The sequence below is a fragment of the Pseudomonas sp. LB3P58 genome (genome assembly GCF_054897895.1).
The window spans coordinates 5,739,760-5,755,907 of the sequence record NZ_JBUBVE010000001.1; the positions used below are offsets into that span (position 1 = coordinate 5,739,760).

The window sequence follows — 16,148 nt, forward strand, 5'->3', positions numbered from 1 at the left end:
GCCGCCTATAAAGGAATTTTCCGACCGCCACTCAAGCATCGGGACGCGTACCCAAACCCATGGCCTGTCGCGCGAACCAGCGTTTGGCCGGTGGCAACAGGTCCAGCCCGAGCAGACCGATGTTGCGGCCCAGGGAAACCAACGGCTGAGTGCTGCCGAACAAACGGGTGACCTGATCGGAGAAACCCACGGTCAGGTTCTGATCCAGACGCTGACGCTCGCGGTAAGCCTGCAAGGTCGCAAAGTCTCCGGGAGATGTTTCGCTGGTCAACAACGCATCGGCCAACGCTTGAGCATCACGCAAGGACAAGTTGAAACCTTGCCCTGCAATCGGGTGCAGGCTGTGGGCAGCATTGCCGAGAATCGCCAGATGCGGACGCACCTGCTCTTCGGCCTCGATCAATGTCAGCGGGTACAAATGCCGCGCGCCAACCTGCTTCAAAGTGCCGAGGCGATAACCGAACACGCCTTGCAACTCGCTGAGGAAGCTCTTTTCATCGAGGGCCGCCAGCCGTTGCGCGTCCATGCCCAATCGGGTCCAGACCAGTGCGCAGCGGTTTTCCGGCAACGGCAACAAGGCCATCGGCCCGTCATCGGTGAAACGCTCGAAGGCCATGCCGTTGTGCGCTTCACTCGGTGTGATGTTGGCAATCAGCGCGCTCTGGTTGTACGGGCGCTTTTTGATGCCGATCCCCAGTTGCTCACGCAGGCCGGAACGGCCGCCATCAGCCAGCACCGCAAGATCGCATTCCAGAGTGGTTTCGTCGTTGAGGGTCAGGCGATAGCCATCGATCAGCGGCTCCATGCGCGTGACTTCCGCCGGGCAACGCCAGCTGATCACGTCCTTGTCCAGCCCCTGCCAGAGGCATTGGCCGAGCCAGGCGTTTTCCACCACATAACCCAGCGCCGGAACGCCCTCTTCCATTGCCGACAATCGCGCGGTGGAGAAGCGTCCACGGTCGGACACATGAATCTGCTTGATCGGCTCGGCGCGGCGGGAGATTTCCTGCCACACGCCCAACCGTTGATAAATCTGCTTGGCGCCGTAGGACAACGCCGAAGAACGGGCGTCGTAGCTCGGTTGATAAGTATCGCCGGGAGCGAACGGTTCGATCAGCACGATCTTCCAGCCACGAGCCTTGGCTCCGGCCTGCAGTGCCAACGCCAGGCTGGCGCCGACCAGACCACCACCGATGATTGCCAGATTGACTCGACTCATGCCGCTTGTGTCCGCGCGGCGGCCATCAAGGCCTCGATCTCGGCGACCGTTTTCGGCACGCCTTTGGTCAGGATTTCACAGCCGGTTTTGGTGACCACTACGTCGTCCTCGATGCGCACGCCAATGCCGCGCCATTTCTTCGCCACGTTCTGGTTGCCCGGGGCAATGTAGATACCCGGTTCCACGGTCAGCGCCATGCCGACTTCCAGCACGCGCCATTCGCCGCCGACCTTGTATTCGCCGACATCATGCACATCCATGCCCAGCCAGTGGCCGGCGCGGTGCATGTAAAACGCTTTATAGGCTTCGCTGGCGATCAACTCGTCGACGTCGCCCTGCAACAGGCCCAACTTCACCAACCCGGTGGTAATCACCCGGACCGTGGCTTCGTGGGCCTGATTCCAGTGTTTGTCCGGGGCGATTTCCGCAAACGCAGCTTCTTGCGACGCCAGCACCAACTCGTAGATCGCCTTCTGTTCCGCTGAATACTTGCCGTTGACCGGCCAGGTGCGGGTGATGTCGCTGGCGTAGCAGTCGATCTCACAACCGGCATCGATCAGCACCAGGTCGCCGTCCTTGAGCACCGCGTCATTCTGCTGGTAATGCAGGATGCAGCTGTTGCGCCCAGCGGCGACGATCGAACCGTACGCGGGCATTTTCGCCCCGCCCTTGCGGAACTCGTAGTCGAGCTCGGCTTCGAGGCTGAACTCATGCAACCCCGCACGGCAGACCTGCATCGCGCGGATGTGCGCCTGGGCGGAAATCCGTGCGGCTTCGCGCATCACTTTCACTTCTGCCGCCGATTTATACAGGCGCATGTCGTGAAGCAGATGATCCAGGGCAACGAATTCGTTCGGCGGCTGGGCGCCGAGGTGCGCTTTAGAGCGGATCACGTTGATCCAGTCCATCAGGTGCCGGTCGAATTCCGGGTTGCTGCCCATGGCCGAATACACCCGGTCGCGACCTTCGATCAGGCCCGGCAAAATGTCGTCGATGTCGGTGATGGGGAAGGCGTCGTCGGCGCCAAAGTCGCGAATCGCGCCTTCCTGCCCGGCGCGCAGGCCGTCCCACAACTCCCGTTCGGCATTGCGTTCACGGCAGAACAGTATGTATTCGCCATGTAAACGCCCGGGCATCAAAACGATGACCGCCTGAGGCTCGGGAAAACCGCTGAGGTACTGGAAGTCGCTGTCTTGACGGTAGACATGCTCGACGTCGCGGTTGCGGATCGCAACGGCGGCGGCGGGCAGGATGGCGATGCTGTTGGGTTCCATCTGCGCCATCAAGGCCTTGCGGCGACGGCTGTATTCCGATTTCGGGATATGAATCATGGGCAGATGGCTTTCCCTGGCACGCGATTAATGCAACGACGGTTTGGCGGCAGCCGGCGCGTCCGGCTTTTTGTTTTCGGTGAACAGCAGCAGCGGCGCGACGCGCAGGTACTCCATCACTTCCATGTAATCGCTTTCGCCGTCGTCGGACTCTTCCAGGGCGTCTTGCACTTGTGAAATAGCCGCCAGGTCCTGGAGTACTTCAGTGGCCTCGGTGCTCAGCATGCTGCTGTCACGGCAGTTCAGGCCGAAACCGCTGAGGAAGCCCTGGCACCATTGGCCCAGTGCGGCGGCGCGGTCGGCCAGTGGCTCGTCATCGGTCGGCAGCAGCAGAACGACGGTCACGTCGTCGCCGGTGAGCTCGCCCTTGACCATCTCCTGCAAGCCGATCAAGGCGTTGCGGACATTATCTTGCGGCTCGCTTTCGAGCAGCTCGGCGGCATCGATCAACCATTCTTCTGCATTGAAGCCGGCACCGGCGCAACTGCGGCCGAGCAGCAGGCCATGCAGTTCGGCAGGCGAGACATTATGACCGCTGGAAGTCAGCAGTTTGGCGAAGGCTTGGTACGGGGAATTCTGAATGGGCATGGGCAGCTAGGCGCCAGACGGCGCTATGTCTAGAATGAAGGCCTTGTATCCTACATCGACAGACTCGCCAAGACTATTAAAGGCTGTCCGCCAGCCAGGGTGCAGACCCTGCCACTCATCAGACACAATTCAGTGGAAACAATGGAAGACACCGACCTGCAAGCGCTGATGGCCAGACTTGAGCTGCTAATTAGCCGCGTCGAGCAACTAAAGAGTCAAAACGGACTCCTATTAGCTCAGGAAAAGACCTGGCGCGAGGAACGCGCTCACCTCATTGAAAAGAACGAAATCGCCCGGCGTAAGGTCGAATCAATGATTTCGCGCCTCAAGGCCCTGGAGCAAGACTCATGAGTTCAAGCAATAGCGTTACCGTGCAGATCCTCGATAAAGAATATTCGATCATCTGCCCCCAGGAAGAGCGCAGCAATCTGGTGAGCGCCGCCCGTTACCTGGACGGCAAAATGCGCGAAATCCGCAGCAGCGGCAAAGTCATCGGCGCCGATCGCATCGCCGTGATGGCCGCCCTGAACATCACCCACGATCTTCTGCACAAGGAAGAACGCCCGGATGTACAGGCCAGCGGCTCGACCCGCGAGCAGGTTCGCGACCTGCTGGATCGCGTCGATCTGGTGCTCGCAACCGATCCGGACGTCACCAAGGGCTGAAACGCGAAACCGCTTGGGGTATACTCGCATCACTCCCTGGGGTGCTTGCCAGTTGGCGATGTCCCTGAGCCGATTTGCTATACCCTGGAGGTTGCACGTTGGGCTGGTGTGCATGTCCGCTAGACGGAAAGCCTTAAAGCCTACTGCATCTTCCACCTTGAACTTTCGGGTTCAAGGGCTAAGTCGACAGCGGTACATCCGGGGAGCCTGATTCCAGTCCGATGCCGGTTTAATTACCGGCATCGGCTTTTTTACGGGTACGCTTTATGTACCCGCACTGCCGAAGCCCGAATCCATGACCGAACCTGCGCTGCTGCCCCGCCCGCAACTTCGACGCATGCTGCGCAAGGCCCGCCGCGCACTGACACCCAGTCAGCAACGCCAGGCCGCTCGCGGGCTGTACAAGCAATTGGCCCAGCAACCGCTGTTTCGCCGCGCAAAACATATCTCTCTGTATCTGCCCACTGACGGTGAAATCGACCCGCGTGTTTTGCTGCGTGCCGCTCAACGTCGGGGCAAGGCGACTTATCTGCCGGTGCTCAGCGCCTGGCCACGAACCAAAATGGTGTTCCAGCGAATTCGCCCCGGCGAAAAACTCAAACCCAACCGCTTTCGTATTCTCGAACCCCGGCACAACCTCGCCCGACAACGCAAAGTCTGGGCGCTTGATCTGGTGTTGTTGCCATTGGTGGGATTTGACGATGCCGGTGGACGCCTGGGCATGGGCGGTGGTTTCTATGATCGAAGCCTGGCGTACCTGGCACGACGTAAAAACTGGCGCAAGCCGACGCTATTGGGGCTGGCCCATGAATGTCAGAAGGTCGAACGATTGGCGCAAGCTAGCTGGGATGTGCCGTTACAGGGAACGGTGACAGACAAGGCGTGGTACTTCGCCGGCTAGACGCCACTGGAATCAGCGGCGTCCGAAGACAGTTTCAGCGTTTGAAGGCCGACGGCTGTTGTTGCTGCGCGATTTCGATCGGAGCGTCGGTCTTGTTGCTCCACAGGCTTTGGGCATAGCCGGTGGTCACGACGCCGAGGCCGAACAAAATAACCAAAATCCATAGTAAATCCGGTTTGCGTTTCATCGATTGCCCCCCAAAGGCACATCAACACGATGACAGCAGCGGTTTCCGTTGTAGGTGTAGGCCGTGCAGCAGCGTCAAGCTTAGAAGGCCGGCATTTTGCGGCAACGTGAACCGACACGCAAACGCTGGCGTCAACCGACCGTCGGTTTGTCATAAAATTCCCCGACAACTTGCCCACTCACCTCGCAAGGAGCAAAAACCATGGCTTATTGGCTGATGAAATCCGAGCCCGACGAGCTCTCGATCAAGGGCCTGGAGGCGCTTGGCAAGGCGCGCTGGGACGGGGTTCGCAACTACCAGGCGCGTAATTTTCTGCGGGCCATGGCCGTGGGCGACGAGTTTTTCTTCTATCACTCCAGCTGCCCCGAACCGGGGATTGCCGGGATCGGAAAGATCGTCGAAGCCGCGTATCCGGACCCGACGGCGCTGGAGCCGGAGAGTCATTACTACGATCCGAAAGCCACGACAGAGAAAAACGCCTGGAGCGCGATCGATGTCGCGCACGTCGAGACGTTTCCCAACGTGCTTAAGCTGGATTATCTGAAACAGCAGACCGCGCTGGCCGAGATGCCGCTGGTGCAGAAAGGCTCGCGATTGTCGGTGATGCCGGTGACGGCCGAGCAGTGGGCGGCAGTTATCGCATTAAGGCCTTGATTGATTTATTGCCTGAAAGAATGCCATCGCGAGCAGGCTCGCTCCCACAGGGGATCTTCAGTGAATGCAGATCCATTGTGGGAGCGAGCCTGCTCGCGATGAGGCCCGCCCGGACAGCGAAGGACTTATTGAATGATCAGGTTGTTGAACAACAGATCCTCAACCACCGGGCTACCGGTTTCGTCGTTCATGATTTGCTGGGTCTGCTTCAGGGCTTCCTGACGCAGCTTTTCCTTGGCCTCGACGTTGTTCATCGCTTCAGTGGTCTGCTGGGCAAACAACGCCACCAGTTGATTACGAATCAACGGCTCATTGGCTTTCACCAGTTTGGTCGCTTCATCACCGGTCACTCGCAATGCCACATCGGCCTTGTAGACCTTGAGCTTCGGCGTCCCGTCCAACCCGTAGTTGCCCACGAACGGCGGGCTCAGGGTGATGTAATTGACCTTCGGAGCTGCACCTTCTTTGGCTTCTTCGGCCATCGCTGCCACAGGCAGAGACAGGGCCAGCAACAACATGATCCACGCTTTCACAATTCGCTCCTTATCCGGTTTGCGGCCTAGCATAACGACCCGCCGCTCAAGCACAAGCTTATGGCTGACTATCAGGGCCGGGCATGCTCGTTGACCCATCGACTCACACACCTACACTTATCGGCCATCACTCCCAAAGGAATAGCCCTGATGAAAGCCGTGCTGTGCAAAGCCTTCGGCCCTGCCGAATCGCTGGTGCTGGAAGACGTCGCCAGTCCTGTCGCGAAGAAGAATGAAATCCTGCTGGACGTGCACGCCGCCGGGGTGAATTTCCCGGACACGCTGATCATCGAGGGCAAATATCAGTTCAAACCGCCCTTCCCGTTTTCCCCGGGCGGCGAAGCGGCGGGCGTGGTCAGCGCGGTGGGCGAAAAGGTCAGCCACCTCAAGGTCGGCGACCGGGTCATGGCGCTGACCGGTTGGGGCAGTTTCGCCGAACAAGTCGCGGTGCCGGGCTACAACGTGCTGCCCATCCCGCCATCGATGGACTTCAACACCGCCGCCGCGTTCAGCATGACTTACGGCACCTCGATGCACGCGCTCAAGCAACGGGGCAACCTGCAACCGGGTGAAACCTTGCTGGTACTCGGTGCTTCCGGCGGTGTCGGTCTGGCCGCCGTGGAAATCGGCAAAGCCATGGGCGCCCGCGTGATCGCCGCCGCCAGCAGCGCCGAAAAACTCGCCGTGGCCAAGGCTGCCGGCGCCGATGAGTTGATCAACTACAGCGAAACCAGCCTCAAGGACGAAATCAAGCGCCTGACTGATGGCCAGGGTGCCGACGTGATCTACGACCCGGTGGGCGGCGACCTGTTCGACCAGGCCATCCGCGCCATTGCGTGGAACGGCCGTCTGCTGGTGGTCGGCTTCGCCAGCGGTCGCATTCCCGAACTCCCCGTGAACCTGGCGCTGCTGAAAGGCGCAGCCGTGGTCGGCGTGTTCTGGGGCTCGTTTGCCCAGCGCCAGCCTCAAGATAACGCGGCGAACTTCCAGCAATTGTTTGGCTGGTTTGCCGAGGGCAAGTTGAAGCCGTTGGTGTCGCAAGTGTATCCACTGAGCAATGCGGCGCAGGCAATCAATGATCTTGGCCAGCGTAAAGCGGTCGGGAAAGTGGTGGTTCAAGTTCGCTGAATTTTCACCGTATATAAGGCCAGAACAATTGACGAGGTTGTTCTGGCCTTTTTATTTCGAACAGTCTCACCAACAAAACCACAAGCCAGCTTTATTTAATTTGGCGGTAACTATTTACACCTCAAAATAAAATATATAAGTTAACTTTCCGCCATACAGACAAAAGGAGCAACTGTATGAGCGACCAACATTGGCAACCCGGCCAACCACTACCTTTAGACCTCACCGAAATCAACCCATACAGGACGCAAACGTATTCAACATCCTTCGGCGGCGGCGGTTATGACCGCACCGGACGAACTAGAGGTAGAAGTCGAACAGGCTCTGACTTATTCAGTGTTTTGAGTCGACAAGACATGATTGATATAAATGATGGAATCAACATCGCAAACACTGCTCAATATATTGAAGCCAACTCCCAAAACATAATTAACCAGCATCAAACAAAGCTCAATCAACTGCCACATACCCTGCAATCTGAAATCAATACTACGATCAACAACACAGGCGGAACTCATGGTCTTTCACGTATAGAAATACTCAGCCGAGAGCAAACAGCCGTACATCAAGTGATGCATAGAAAAAACTCTGAACGTTATATCCATCAAACCAAAGCAAATGCCTTCTATGGGTCAGATCCACTGGCACGCACCCATCAAGACCTTGTTGAGGCCTATCTCCAAAATCCGTCCTCGGGGGCTCCTCAAAGGTGGGCAGACTCTTATTCCGCTGCTTATGCGGTGCAACTTGCCACGGAAGAAATCAGGCAGCTGACTGAAAGATCCCATGCCTTGACCTCACAAATAAGTCAGGCGCAGGCAGAAGCCCAGTCACTGGCGAGACAACAAGCAGAGGTGGCGGCAAGAGCCGCTGCAGAGCAGAGAGCAGCGCAAGCAAGAGTTGAGGCAGAAGTAAAAAGGCAACTTGAAATAGCACGGCAAGCCGAACACAGAAGGAAGCAGCAGGTCGCGAATGAACTTGCTGACCGGTTCGATGCACAGCTTAAAAAACTCGCACATAACCAACCGCAGGATATTGACGAGAAACTGCGTTGGATAAGGGAAAAATACCAGGAACTGTACGCTGCGCACCTAAAAGCGGCGGGAGCGGAACGCAAGGTAGGAGGATTCTACAATTTCCCAAGGAACAGCAAACGCTGGCGCGCGTTGGAAAAGGTACAACACTACACCGAGGCATTAGTCCGTACAAAACATGGGATAGAGAATGTAACGCTAACCCCGGTCGGCGGTGCGATAGCATCCGCCCGACCCTTAGTAATCACTCCAGACGGGCTAATCGCCGGATATGAAGGCGCGCCTTTTTCTGTCACTGGAGCAGCTGAATCCCTGAGTAAACTGCGAGCCTTGGCTGGCGGACCAGTGACCGCATTTTTTGCATCAGTGCTCTACACGCCGACGTTAGGAAACGGCGAACTGCAACGCAATCCTGTCGTGGTCACCATCCCGCTGTCGCAATTTGGAGAGGACGAGGCATATACCCCGATTCGACACAAAGGCAAAGCCCAAACAGATTGGTTGCCATATCGTGTCGTGGCGTCAGTTCACGGAGATCACACCCAACTCTATTTCACCCCGTCCGGTAATTCACCCTTCGTCCAAGTAAGGCTAGTAACACTTGATCCTAAGACGAATCTCTACACATTCACGACGGAAGGCCTTCTGCCAAGAACGCTGACCTGGACGCCGAATCACGCACCCGGTAATGACTCCCTTGGTTCAACGGAGCTACCTGTCGCTCAATCTGACATCAAGATTTACCCAGGTGCCAGAGTCACTCAAATAGAGGGCCGGACTGACGAACATCCGATGTGTGATCAGGCCGACATCGATGATTACATTTTGGAGTTTCCAATAGAGTCCGGGATTGAACCCGTCTATGTCATGGTCAGCCGTTCGGGCCCCCGCTATGAACCGGGGACGGCGACTGGAATGGGGCAACCCGTTGGAGGAAATTGGCTTGGCAGCGCCGGGGATGCAGGTGGATCTCCGATTCCTGCTCAGATCGCGGATCAATTGCGTGGTCAGGATTTCAGGAGTTTTGATAAATTCAGGGAAAGTTTCTGGAAAGCGATTGCTGCTGATGAGTCGCTAAGACGGCAGTTCGGTAAAGTCGATTTGGAGCAAATGACCAATGGCGCAGCACCTTATGCCGAACCTCTCGACAGTGTCGGCGGCAGAGAAAAAATTGAAATACACCACAAGCAAAGAATCACAGATGGCGGAGCGGTATACGATCTGGAAAACCTGAGTATCCTAACCCCAAAGGCACACATAGACCTGCATAAAAAAGGTACTCCACAATGAATTTCAAAGATAAGTTAGAAGACTATACAGAGGCAGAATTCTTAACTTTTTTAAGAGGTTTTTTCGAGAATGACAGCGGCCTATCGGGTGATGCATTTAGCGAGTATTCGGTTAAGCGGATGCGGCATTTTGAGAAAATCACCGAACACCCAAGGAAACGGCTGGTTTTAACTCGCCCGATAGGGCGCGAAGATAGTCCAGAAGGCGCGCTCGAAGAAATCAAAGAATGGCGTAAAGCAAACGGTAAACCCGGCTTCAAACCAGAGTAAAACGCTCTAAACATCAGCCCCACCATCGGTGACGGTGGGGCTTCAAAACTTGACCTAAAGTAACTTCCGAATATCCTCCGGCAGCAAACTCATGTATTTGCGCACAGGGCTCGCCCGGCAATCCCTGACGATTTTCGGTACGCGCTTATTCAGTTTGGCAATCAAGGCCAGACGCTGCTCATTCTGCAACTGCGTCGTATAAATCACGTTCGATAGATAGGCGCGAGTGTAATCAAACACTTTTGAATCAACCCACGCATACTCCGGAAAATCGACCAGCGCCTCGTTGAGGTCACGACATCTCAATTGTTTGAGCCACTGGTTGGTATGAATGGGCGTGTCCAGATCCAGTCTGAAAACCATCGGCGCAGTCACTTCCTGTGAAGCGGGTTTGTCGCCTCCTGCTGTCCACGGTTTAAAGCGCCACTGCGCTATCGCCTTCTGGGTCGCTTCGACCAGATCAGGATGATCGCTTTGCAGAATGCTCACCTTGCTGACCGAACCATCGGCATTGGCAGTGAACCTGACTCGAACTTCACCCGTTATTCCGGCCCTGAAAAGCGCCCTTGGGTAAATCGGCTTGGGATTGTTTTCCGGGATCAGAAACACTTCCTCGGCCCGAACACCGACCGTCACAACCAACAAAAGCACACACACAAACCACCGCATAACCCCTCCCCTTCACAACCGAAACGCCAGAGCTGGCAGCTGGCAGCTGCGTAAAGGTTAAGGCTCGACGACCGGGAACAGAACGCCACGACTTCCCATTCAAACGAAGGACATTTCCCAAAGCCTCGTCCTATCCTGGACCGAAATGCGGCATGAAGACCTGCCAGTAACGTTTCCCACAACGCCCTACATTTATACCTGAGCGACATGTTCATAAAAGAACATGCAATCTCCAGCATTTCCGCTATTTGGCCGATGCGAACCGGTGCTATTTTCGGTAACGAAACTGTAACATTCGCATCCGCAGTCAAAACAAGAAATCTGGAGCTCTTGAATGTTTGCTTTCTTTCGTCCTGCCGCACATCAGGCTCCATTGCCTGACGAAAAAATTGATGACACGTACAAACGCCTTCGCTGGCAGATCTTCGCCGGGATATTCATTGGGTATGCGGGTTACTACCTGCTGCGCAAGAACTTCACCCTGGCGTTCCCGGACCTGATTGCCCAAGGCTACACAAAGGGTCAACTGGGCGTGGCCATGTCGGCGATTGCAATCGCCTACGGTCTGTCCAAGTTTTTGATGGGCATCGTGTCCGACCGCTCCAACCCGCGTTACTTCCTGCCCTTTGGCCTGGTAGTTTCCGCCGGGGTCATGTTCGTGTTCGGTTTCGCACCTTGGGCAACGTCCAGCGTGACCATGATGTTCATCCTGTTGTTCATCAACGGCTGGGCGCAAGGCATGGGCTGGCCGCCGAGCGGGCGGACCATGGTGCATTGGTGGTCGCAGAAAGAACGCGGTCAGGTGGTGTCGGTGTGGAACACCGCACATAACGTGGGCGGCGGTTTGATCGGCCCACTGGCGATTCTCGGCATGGGCTGGTTCAACGACTGGCACAGCAAGTTCTACGTACCTGCCGCCGTGGCGCTTCTGGTCGCCGTGTTTGCCTTCATTGTGATGCGTGATACACCGCAATCGACCGGCCTACCGCCAATCGAGAAATACAAAAACGATTACCCGGACGGCTACGACGCCAGCCACGAAGAGGAATTCAGCGCCAAGGACATCTTCGTCAAATACGTGCTGCGCAACAAAATGCTCTGGTTCATCGCCCTGGCCAACGTCTTCGTCTACCTGCTGCGCTACGGCATCCTCGACTGGGCGCCGACCTACCTCAAAGAGGTCAAGCACTTCGATTTCGACAAGACTTCGTGGGCTTACTTCCTGTACGAGTGGGCCGGTATTCCGGGCACGCTGTTGTGCGGCTGGATGTCGGACAAAATCTTCCGTGGCAACCGTGGCCTGACCGGCATGGTGTTCATGGCGTTGGTGACCGTTGCGACGATCGTGTACTGGCTGAATCCGCCGGGCAACCCGATGATCGACATGATTTCGCTGTTCGCCATCGGCTTCCTGATCTACGGCCCGGTGATGCTGGTCGGCTTGCAGGCGCTGGAGTTGGTGCCGAAGAAAGCCGCCGGTACTGCCGCAGGCTTTACCGGTCTGTTCGGCTATCTGGGTGGTTCCGTCGCGGCCAGTGCTTTGATGGGTTACACCGTGGACTATTTCGGCTGGGATGGGGGTTTCATTCTGTTGGTCGTTGCCTGCCTGCTGGCGATGGCGTTCCTCGCGCCCACACTGGGCCACAAAAACGTCGCCAGTCAGAGCCGCGAAGCAATCGCCTGATCGGCCTTTGATTTGCAGCGCTTGAGCCGCGCCTCCAGATTCCGGTCTGGCATGGCGTGGCTACGCAGGGCGTGGGCGGTCTGCTCGACATAATCGCGAGTAGTGCCGTAACGCCCGCAAGCGTTTTCGAACACGTGGCTCAGCACGTGATCCGGCAAGTTGCCCGCATAGCTGGGCAGATGCCGCTCCAATACAAACCCCAAAGCCTGAACCTGACTTCCGTCTTCAAGACGGCAGTTGAGCCAGTGTGGGCGATAGGACGGAAATGGCATTTCGCGCTGCCAAAGTGCGTAAAGAGAGGCTTCAAGTTGTTCTTCAGGCAAGCGATAGGCGAAGCCGCTGCAAGAACCACCGCGATCCAGGCCGAATACCAGCCCAGGTACTTCCGGTGTGCCGCGATGTTCGTGGGACCACAAATACAAACCGCGATGGTAGCCATGCACACGACCACGCACTCGCTCCACCGCCGCACATTCAGGACGCCAGATCAGCGAACCGTAAGCGAACAGCCACACCGGCCCGCCCTTGTGGCGCGCCATCGTCGACTGCATTGAGCTGAGCAATTGTTCGTGCGTGAGCTGCGGCCCCAGATCGAGCTGCGGAGGGTAAGCCAGATTCAAAAAAGCAGATTCAATGGCACTCATGGCGATGAAATTTCGGCCCTGCAATCATTACAAAATATAAGCAACATTCACGTCATAGAACATATAGCAGTAATACTAAAACGAAAAGTGCTAAGAGACGGTCGACCTGCCGGCGCAGCCATAAGCAATCAAATGCCGAAGCTGTAGGCCTGCCCATATACCCTAATATCATTTAGAAAAATTCTTAAATACCAGAACGAAATAAACATAAGCATTAGCGCGTCCAGGATAAAGCCCAAGCAGGAGAAACTTCCTACACATCCTTCAGTTTTCCCGCCTGTCCGTTGCAGTATGTATCGCGTATAACGGCCACCCACAGGCGCAAGCCAAACTGCCTTACAGGCCTGAGCAATGAAAAAACCATGGATTTACGGATTACTGCTGGTGCTTATGGCGCAGCAGTCGCGGGCAGAAGATACCTCCGAGAAAGACACGGGCTCCTGGTATTTGCAGACCAGCGTCTATACCAAACACTACTCCTACGACTCCGACCACAATAACAATCAGGACCTCATCGGCCTTGAGCGTGAGCAAGCGTCCGGCTGGTTGTTTGGTGGCGCAACTTTTCGCAACTCGTTCAGCCAGCGTTCATTTTATGCGTATGCGGGCAAACGCTACGAGAGCACCGACTATCCCGTGTACTTCAAACTGAGCGGTGGTTTGCTACAAGGTTACAGCGGCAAGTCTAAGGACAAGATCCCCCTGAATCACTTCGGCGTCGCGCCGGTGATCATTCCTTCAGTCGGTGCACACTACGGACCGTTGGCAGCCGAGCTGGTGTTGCTCGGCTTCAATGCCGTCATGGTGACGACCGGGGTGCGCTTCTAGAACGGTTCGCCCACCTACGATCGCGGCGCGTACGCAAACACATCTGCGCGCATTTGATGAGCGTCCATCCCCGCTTCGACCAAAGCATCCAGCGTGCCGTAGACCATGGCCGGAGAGCCGCTGGCGTAGACATGCAAGGGTTTCAGATCCGGGAAGTCCTCACACACCGCCTCATGCAGCATCCCGCAGCGCCCCTGCCAGCCGCATTGATCGCTGACGACTTTATGCAGGAATAGATTGGGCAGTTTCAGCCATTCATCCCAATGTTCGATGGCATAAAAATCTTCAGGACGACGCACACCCCAATACAGATGCACCGGATGTTTGAAGCCCTTGGCGCGGCAATGTTCGATCAGGCTATGGATCTGGCCCATGCCGGTGCCTGCGGCAATCAGCACCAGAGGACCGTCCGGCAGTTCCGCCAGATGGGTGTCGCCGAATGGCATTTCGATCCGCACCATCGGGTTGCGTTGCAACTGGTCGATCAGGCTCAGCGCACTGCTTTCGCGCGCCAGCACATGGATTTCCAGATCACGCCCGCCATGCGGTGCCGAGGCCAGGGAGAACGCGGATTTCTCACCATTCTCGCGCTCGATCATCAAGTACTGACCGGCGTGATAACGCGGCGGCTTACCGGCCGGCGCTCGCAGACGCACACGCCAGGTATCGCCGCCGACGTCCCTGCATTCAATGACCTGACACGACAAGCTGCGCACCGGCAATTCTCCCAGCGCGAGCACGCCATCCCACAGCACGATGCAGTCTTCCAGCGGCTCTGCAATGCAAGTGTAGAACTCGCCATGGTCGCGCACACCGCCTTCCTGTTCGACCCGCCCTTCCACCAGCAATGCCGCGCACACGTGGCAATTGCCGTTTCGACAGCTTTGCGGGCATTCATAGCCCAGACGCCGCGCGCCATCGAGAATCCGCTCGCCGGGCAGAATCTGTAGCACTGCTCCGGAGGGCTGCAAGGTTACACGCATCAATCTATTCCTAACTGATTCCAGATGGCATCGATCCGCTGGGTAACGGCTTCGTCCTTGACGATCACCCGGCCCCACTCGCGAGTGGTTTCGCCTGGCCATTTATGCGTGGCATCGAGCCCCATCTTCGAACCCAGGCCGGAAACCGGCGAGGCGAAGTCCAGGTAGTCGATCGGCGTGTTGTCGATCATCACCGTGTCGCGCTTGGGGTCCATGCGCGTGGTGATGGCCCAGATCACGTCGTTCCAGTCGCGTGCGTTGATGTCGTCGTCAGTGACGATAACGAACTTGGTGTACATGAACTGTCGCAAAAACGACCAGACACCGAGCATTACCCGCTTGGCATGGCCGGGATACGACTTCTTCATGGTCACGATGGCCATGCGGTACGAGCAGCCTTCAGGCGGCAGGTAGAAGTCGGTGATCTCCGGGAACTGCTTCTGCAGGATCGGCACGAACACTTCGTTCAGCGCCACACCAAGAATCGCCGGCTCATCCGGTGGACGGCCGGTGTAGGTGCTGTGATAAATCGGTTTGATCCGGTGGGTGATGCGCTCGACGGTGAACACCGGGAAGCTGTCGACTTCGTTGTAGTAACCGGTGTGGTCGCCGTACGGGCCTTCGTCGGCCATTTCGCCCGGATGGATCACGCCTTCAAGGATGATCTCGGCGGTCGCCGGGACCTGCAAGTCGTTGCCACGGCACTTCACCAGCTCGGTGCGGTTGCCGCGCAACAGGCCGGCGAAAGCATATTCGGAAAGACTGTCCGGCACAGGCGTTACAGCGCCAAGAATGGTCGCCGGGTCAGCACCCAGCGCCACGGACACCGGGAACGGCTGGCCAGGATGCTTCTCGCACCACTCGCGGTAATCCAGCGCGCCGCCACGATGGCTCAGCCAGCGCATGATGACCTTGTTGCGGCCGATCACTTGTTGACGGTAGATGCCGAGGTTCTGGCGATCCTTGTTCGGCCCTTTGGTGACGGTCAGGCCCCAGGTGATCAGCGGGCCGACGTCGCCCGGCCAGCAGGTCTGCACCGGCAGCATCGCGAGGTCGACGTCGTCGCCTTCGATGACCACTTCCTGGCACACCGCGTCTTTGACGACTTTCGGAGCCATGGCGATGATCTTGCGGAAGATCGGCAGCTTGGACCAGGCATCCTTCAGGCCTTTCGGCGGCTCGGGTTCCTTGAGGAACGCCAGCAACTTGCCGATCTCGCGCAATTCGCTGACCGCTTCTGCGCCCATGCCCAGCGCCACGCGCTCAGGGGTGCCGAACAGGTTGCCGAGCACCGGGATGTCATAACCCGTGGGCTTTTCGAAAAGCAGGGCCGGACCTTTGGCACGCAGGGTGCGGTCGCAGACCTCGGTCATTTCGAGCACTGGGGACACCGGAACCTGGATGCGCTTGAGTTCGCCGCGCTTTTCCAGACCGCTGATAAAGTCGCGCAAGTCGCGATACTGCATGCGTGAGCCTCGTGTTGGCCGTGCCGTTCGGGGGTGGCAGTTTAGCGCCGAACCCCTCTATTCAGAACCACGAAC

General features: G+C 57.2%; 18 protein-coding genes and 1 other RNA gene. 10 read left to right on the forward strand and 9 right to left on the reverse strand.

Features of this window, described 5'->3' with window-relative positions:
- Nucleotides 1-31 precede the first annotated feature (31 nt).
- The 3 genes from ubiH to ACYZTZ_RS26790 are packed head-to-tail and all read right to left on the reverse strand — an operon-like array spanning nucleotide 32 to nucleotide 3,138.
- Nucleotides 32-1,219 carry a 2-octaprenyl-6-methoxyphenyl hydroxylase gene (ubiH, locus tag ACYZTZ_RS26780; protein WP_046045127.1) on the reverse strand — a complete coding sequence of 396 codons (1,188 nt, stop codon included), beginning with the start codon at nucleotides 1,217-1,219 and terminating at the stop codon, nucleotides 32-34.
- Nucleotides 1,216-2,550: a Xaa-Pro aminopeptidase gene (gene pepP / locus ACYZTZ_RS26785; protein WP_462000169.1), complete on the reverse strand. Its 1,335-nt coding sequence runs from the start codon at nucleotides 2,548-2,550 to the stop codon at nucleotides 1,216-1,218. Before pepP ends, ubiH begins: the two co-directional genes overlap by 4 nt.
- 27 nt (nucleotides 2,551-2,577) lie before the next feature.
- Nucleotides 2,578-3,138 carry a YecA/YgfB family protein gene (locus tag ACYZTZ_RS26790; RefSeq protein WP_056738790.1) on the reverse strand — a complete coding sequence of 187 codons (561 nt, stop codon included), beginning with the start codon at nucleotides 3,136-3,138 and terminating at the stop codon, nucleotides 2,578-2,580.
- Nucleotides 3,139-3,279: 141 nt separating this feature from the next.
- Here ACYZTZ_RS26790 and ACYZTZ_RS26795 point away from each other — a divergent pair, with 141 nt between their 5' ends.
- From ACYZTZ_RS26795 to ACYZTZ_RS26810, 4 genes are all read left to right on the forward strand, one after another.
- On the forward strand, nucleotides 3,280-3,489 hold the full coding sequence (locus ACYZTZ_RS26795; protein WP_007942437.1) for a TIGR02449 family protein: 210 nt from the start codon (nucleotides 3,280-3,282) through the stop codon (nucleotides 3,487-3,489).
- Complete coding sequence (locus ACYZTZ_RS26800) at nucleotides 3,486-3,803, forward strand: cell division protein ZapA (RefSeq protein WP_007942435.1); 318 nt, start codon at nucleotides 3,486-3,488, stop codon at nucleotides 3,801-3,803. The genes ACYZTZ_RS26795 and ACYZTZ_RS26800 overlap by 4 nt, the downstream gene beginning before the upstream one ends.
- 30 nt (nucleotides 3,804-3,833) lie before the next feature.
- Nucleotides 3,834-4,012: non-coding RNA, 6S RNA (gene ssrS / locus ACYZTZ_RS26805), on the forward strand.
- A gap of 86 nt (nucleotides 4,013-4,098) precedes the next feature.
- Nucleotides 4,099-4,704, forward strand: a complete 606-nt coding sequence (locus ACYZTZ_RS26810; protein WP_462000170.1) for a 5-formyltetrahydrofolate cyclo-ligase — start codon at nucleotides 4,099-4,101, stop codon at nucleotides 4,702-4,704.
- 34 nt (nucleotides 4,705-4,738) lie between these two features.
- Here ACYZTZ_RS26810 and ACYZTZ_RS26815 read toward each other — a convergent pair whose 3' ends face one another.
- Nucleotides 4,739-4,891 carry a hypothetical protein gene (locus ACYZTZ_RS26815; protein WP_008024268.1) on the reverse strand — a complete coding sequence of 51 codons (153 nt, stop codon included), beginning with the start codon at nucleotides 4,889-4,891 and terminating at the stop codon, nucleotides 4,739-4,741.
- A gap of 201 nt (nucleotides 4,892-5,092) precedes the next feature.
- Here ACYZTZ_RS26815 and ACYZTZ_RS26820 point away from each other — a divergent pair, with 201 nt between their 5' ends.
- Nucleotides 5,093-5,545, forward strand: a complete 453-nt coding sequence (locus ACYZTZ_RS26820; RefSeq protein WP_462000171.1) for an EVE domain-containing protein — start codon at nucleotides 5,093-5,095, stop codon at nucleotides 5,543-5,545.
- Between the two features lie 125 nt (nucleotides 5,546-5,670).
- Here the strand turns inward: ACYZTZ_RS26820 and ACYZTZ_RS26825 are convergent, their stop codons facing one another.
- Complete coding sequence (locus ACYZTZ_RS26825) at nucleotides 5,671-6,078, reverse strand: flagellar basal body-associated protein FliL (protein WP_111448353.1); 408 nt, start codon at nucleotides 6,076-6,078, stop codon at nucleotides 5,671-5,673.
- A 150-nt stretch (nucleotides 6,079-6,228) separates the two neighbouring features.
- Between ACYZTZ_RS26825 and ACYZTZ_RS26830 the strand changes: the two genes are divergently transcribed.
- The 3 genes from ACYZTZ_RS26830 to ACYZTZ_RS26840 all read left to right on the forward strand — a co-directional run bounded on the left by ACYZTZ_RS26830 (nucleotide 6,229) and on the right by ACYZTZ_RS26840 (nucleotide 9,799).
- Nucleotides 6,229-7,206, forward strand: coding sequence for an NADPH:quinone oxidoreductase family protein (locus tag ACYZTZ_RS26830; protein WP_007899393.1), 978 nt, complete (start codon nucleotides 6,229-6,231; stop codon nucleotides 7,204-7,206).
- Nucleotides 7,207-7,382: 176 nt separating this feature from the next.
- Nucleotides 7,383-9,530, forward strand: a complete 2,148-nt coding sequence (locus ACYZTZ_RS26835; protein WP_462000172.1) for an S-type pyocin domain-containing protein — start codon at nucleotides 7,383-7,385, stop codon at nucleotides 9,528-9,530.
- The gene (locus ACYZTZ_RS26840; protein WP_462000173.1) at nucleotides 9,527-9,799 is read left to right on the forward strand and encodes a bacteriocin immunity protein; all 273 of its coding nucleotides are present in this window, start codon (nucleotides 9,527-9,529) and stop codon (nucleotides 9,797-9,799) included. The genes ACYZTZ_RS26835 and ACYZTZ_RS26840 overlap by 4 nt, the downstream gene beginning before the upstream one ends.
- A 54-nt stretch (nucleotides 9,800-9,853) precedes the next feature.
- Here ACYZTZ_RS26840 and ACYZTZ_RS26845 read toward each other — a convergent pair whose 3' ends face one another.
- Nucleotides 9,854-10,468 carry an energy transducer TonB gene (locus tag ACYZTZ_RS26845; RefSeq protein ID WP_462000174.1) on the reverse strand — a complete coding sequence of 205 codons (615 nt, stop codon included), beginning with the start codon at nucleotides 10,466-10,468 and terminating at the stop codon, nucleotides 9,854-9,856.
- Nucleotides 10,469-10,802: 334 nt separating this feature from the next.
- On the opposite strand from ACYZTZ_RS26845, the gene glpT reads away from it, so the two are divergent.
- Nucleotides 10,803-12,152 carry a glycerol-3-phosphate transporter gene (gene glpT, locus ACYZTZ_RS26850; RefSeq protein WP_056738787.1) on the forward strand — a complete coding sequence of 450 codons (1,350 nt, stop codon included), beginning with the start codon at nucleotides 10,803-10,805 and terminating at the stop codon, nucleotides 12,150-12,152.
- On the opposite strand, the gene ACYZTZ_RS26855 is transcribed toward glpT, so the two are convergent.
- Nucleotides 12,128-12,796 carry a gamma-glutamylcyclotransferase gene (locus tag ACYZTZ_RS26855; protein WP_046045120.1) on the reverse strand — a complete coding sequence of 223 codons (669 nt, stop codon included), beginning with the start codon at nucleotides 12,794-12,796 and terminating at the stop codon, nucleotides 12,128-12,130. The two genes, glpT and ACYZTZ_RS26855, sit on opposite strands and share 25 nt — an antisense overlap.
- A 351-nt stretch (nucleotides 12,797-13,147) precedes the next feature.
- On the opposite strand from ACYZTZ_RS26855, the gene ACYZTZ_RS26860 reads away from it, so the two are divergent.
- The gene (locus tag ACYZTZ_RS26860) at nucleotides 13,148-13,624 is read left to right on the forward strand and encodes a sn-glycerol-3-phosphate transporter (RefSeq protein WP_462000175.1); all 477 of its coding nucleotides are present in this window, start codon (nucleotides 13,148-13,150) and stop codon (nucleotides 13,622-13,624) included.
- A 14-nt stretch (nucleotides 13,625-13,638) separates the two neighbouring features.
- Here the strand turns inward: ACYZTZ_RS26860 and ACYZTZ_RS26865 are convergent, their stop codons facing one another.
- Nucleotides 13,639-14,607 (reverse strand): CDP-6-deoxy-delta-3,4-glucoseen reductase, encoded by a 969-nt coding sequence (locus tag ACYZTZ_RS26865; protein WP_462000176.1) that lies wholly within the window; start codon nucleotides 14,605-14,607, stop codon nucleotides 13,639-13,641.
- Nucleotides 14,607-16,073: a 4-hydroxy-3-polyprenylbenzoate decarboxylase gene (ubiD, locus tag ACYZTZ_RS26870; protein ID WP_056738783.1), complete on the reverse strand. Its 1,467-nt coding sequence runs from the start codon at nucleotides 16,071-16,073 to the stop codon at nucleotides 14,607-14,609. Before ubiD ends, ACYZTZ_RS26865 begins: the two co-directional genes overlap by 1 nt.
- Nucleotides 16,074-16,148 lie beyond the last annotated feature (75 nt).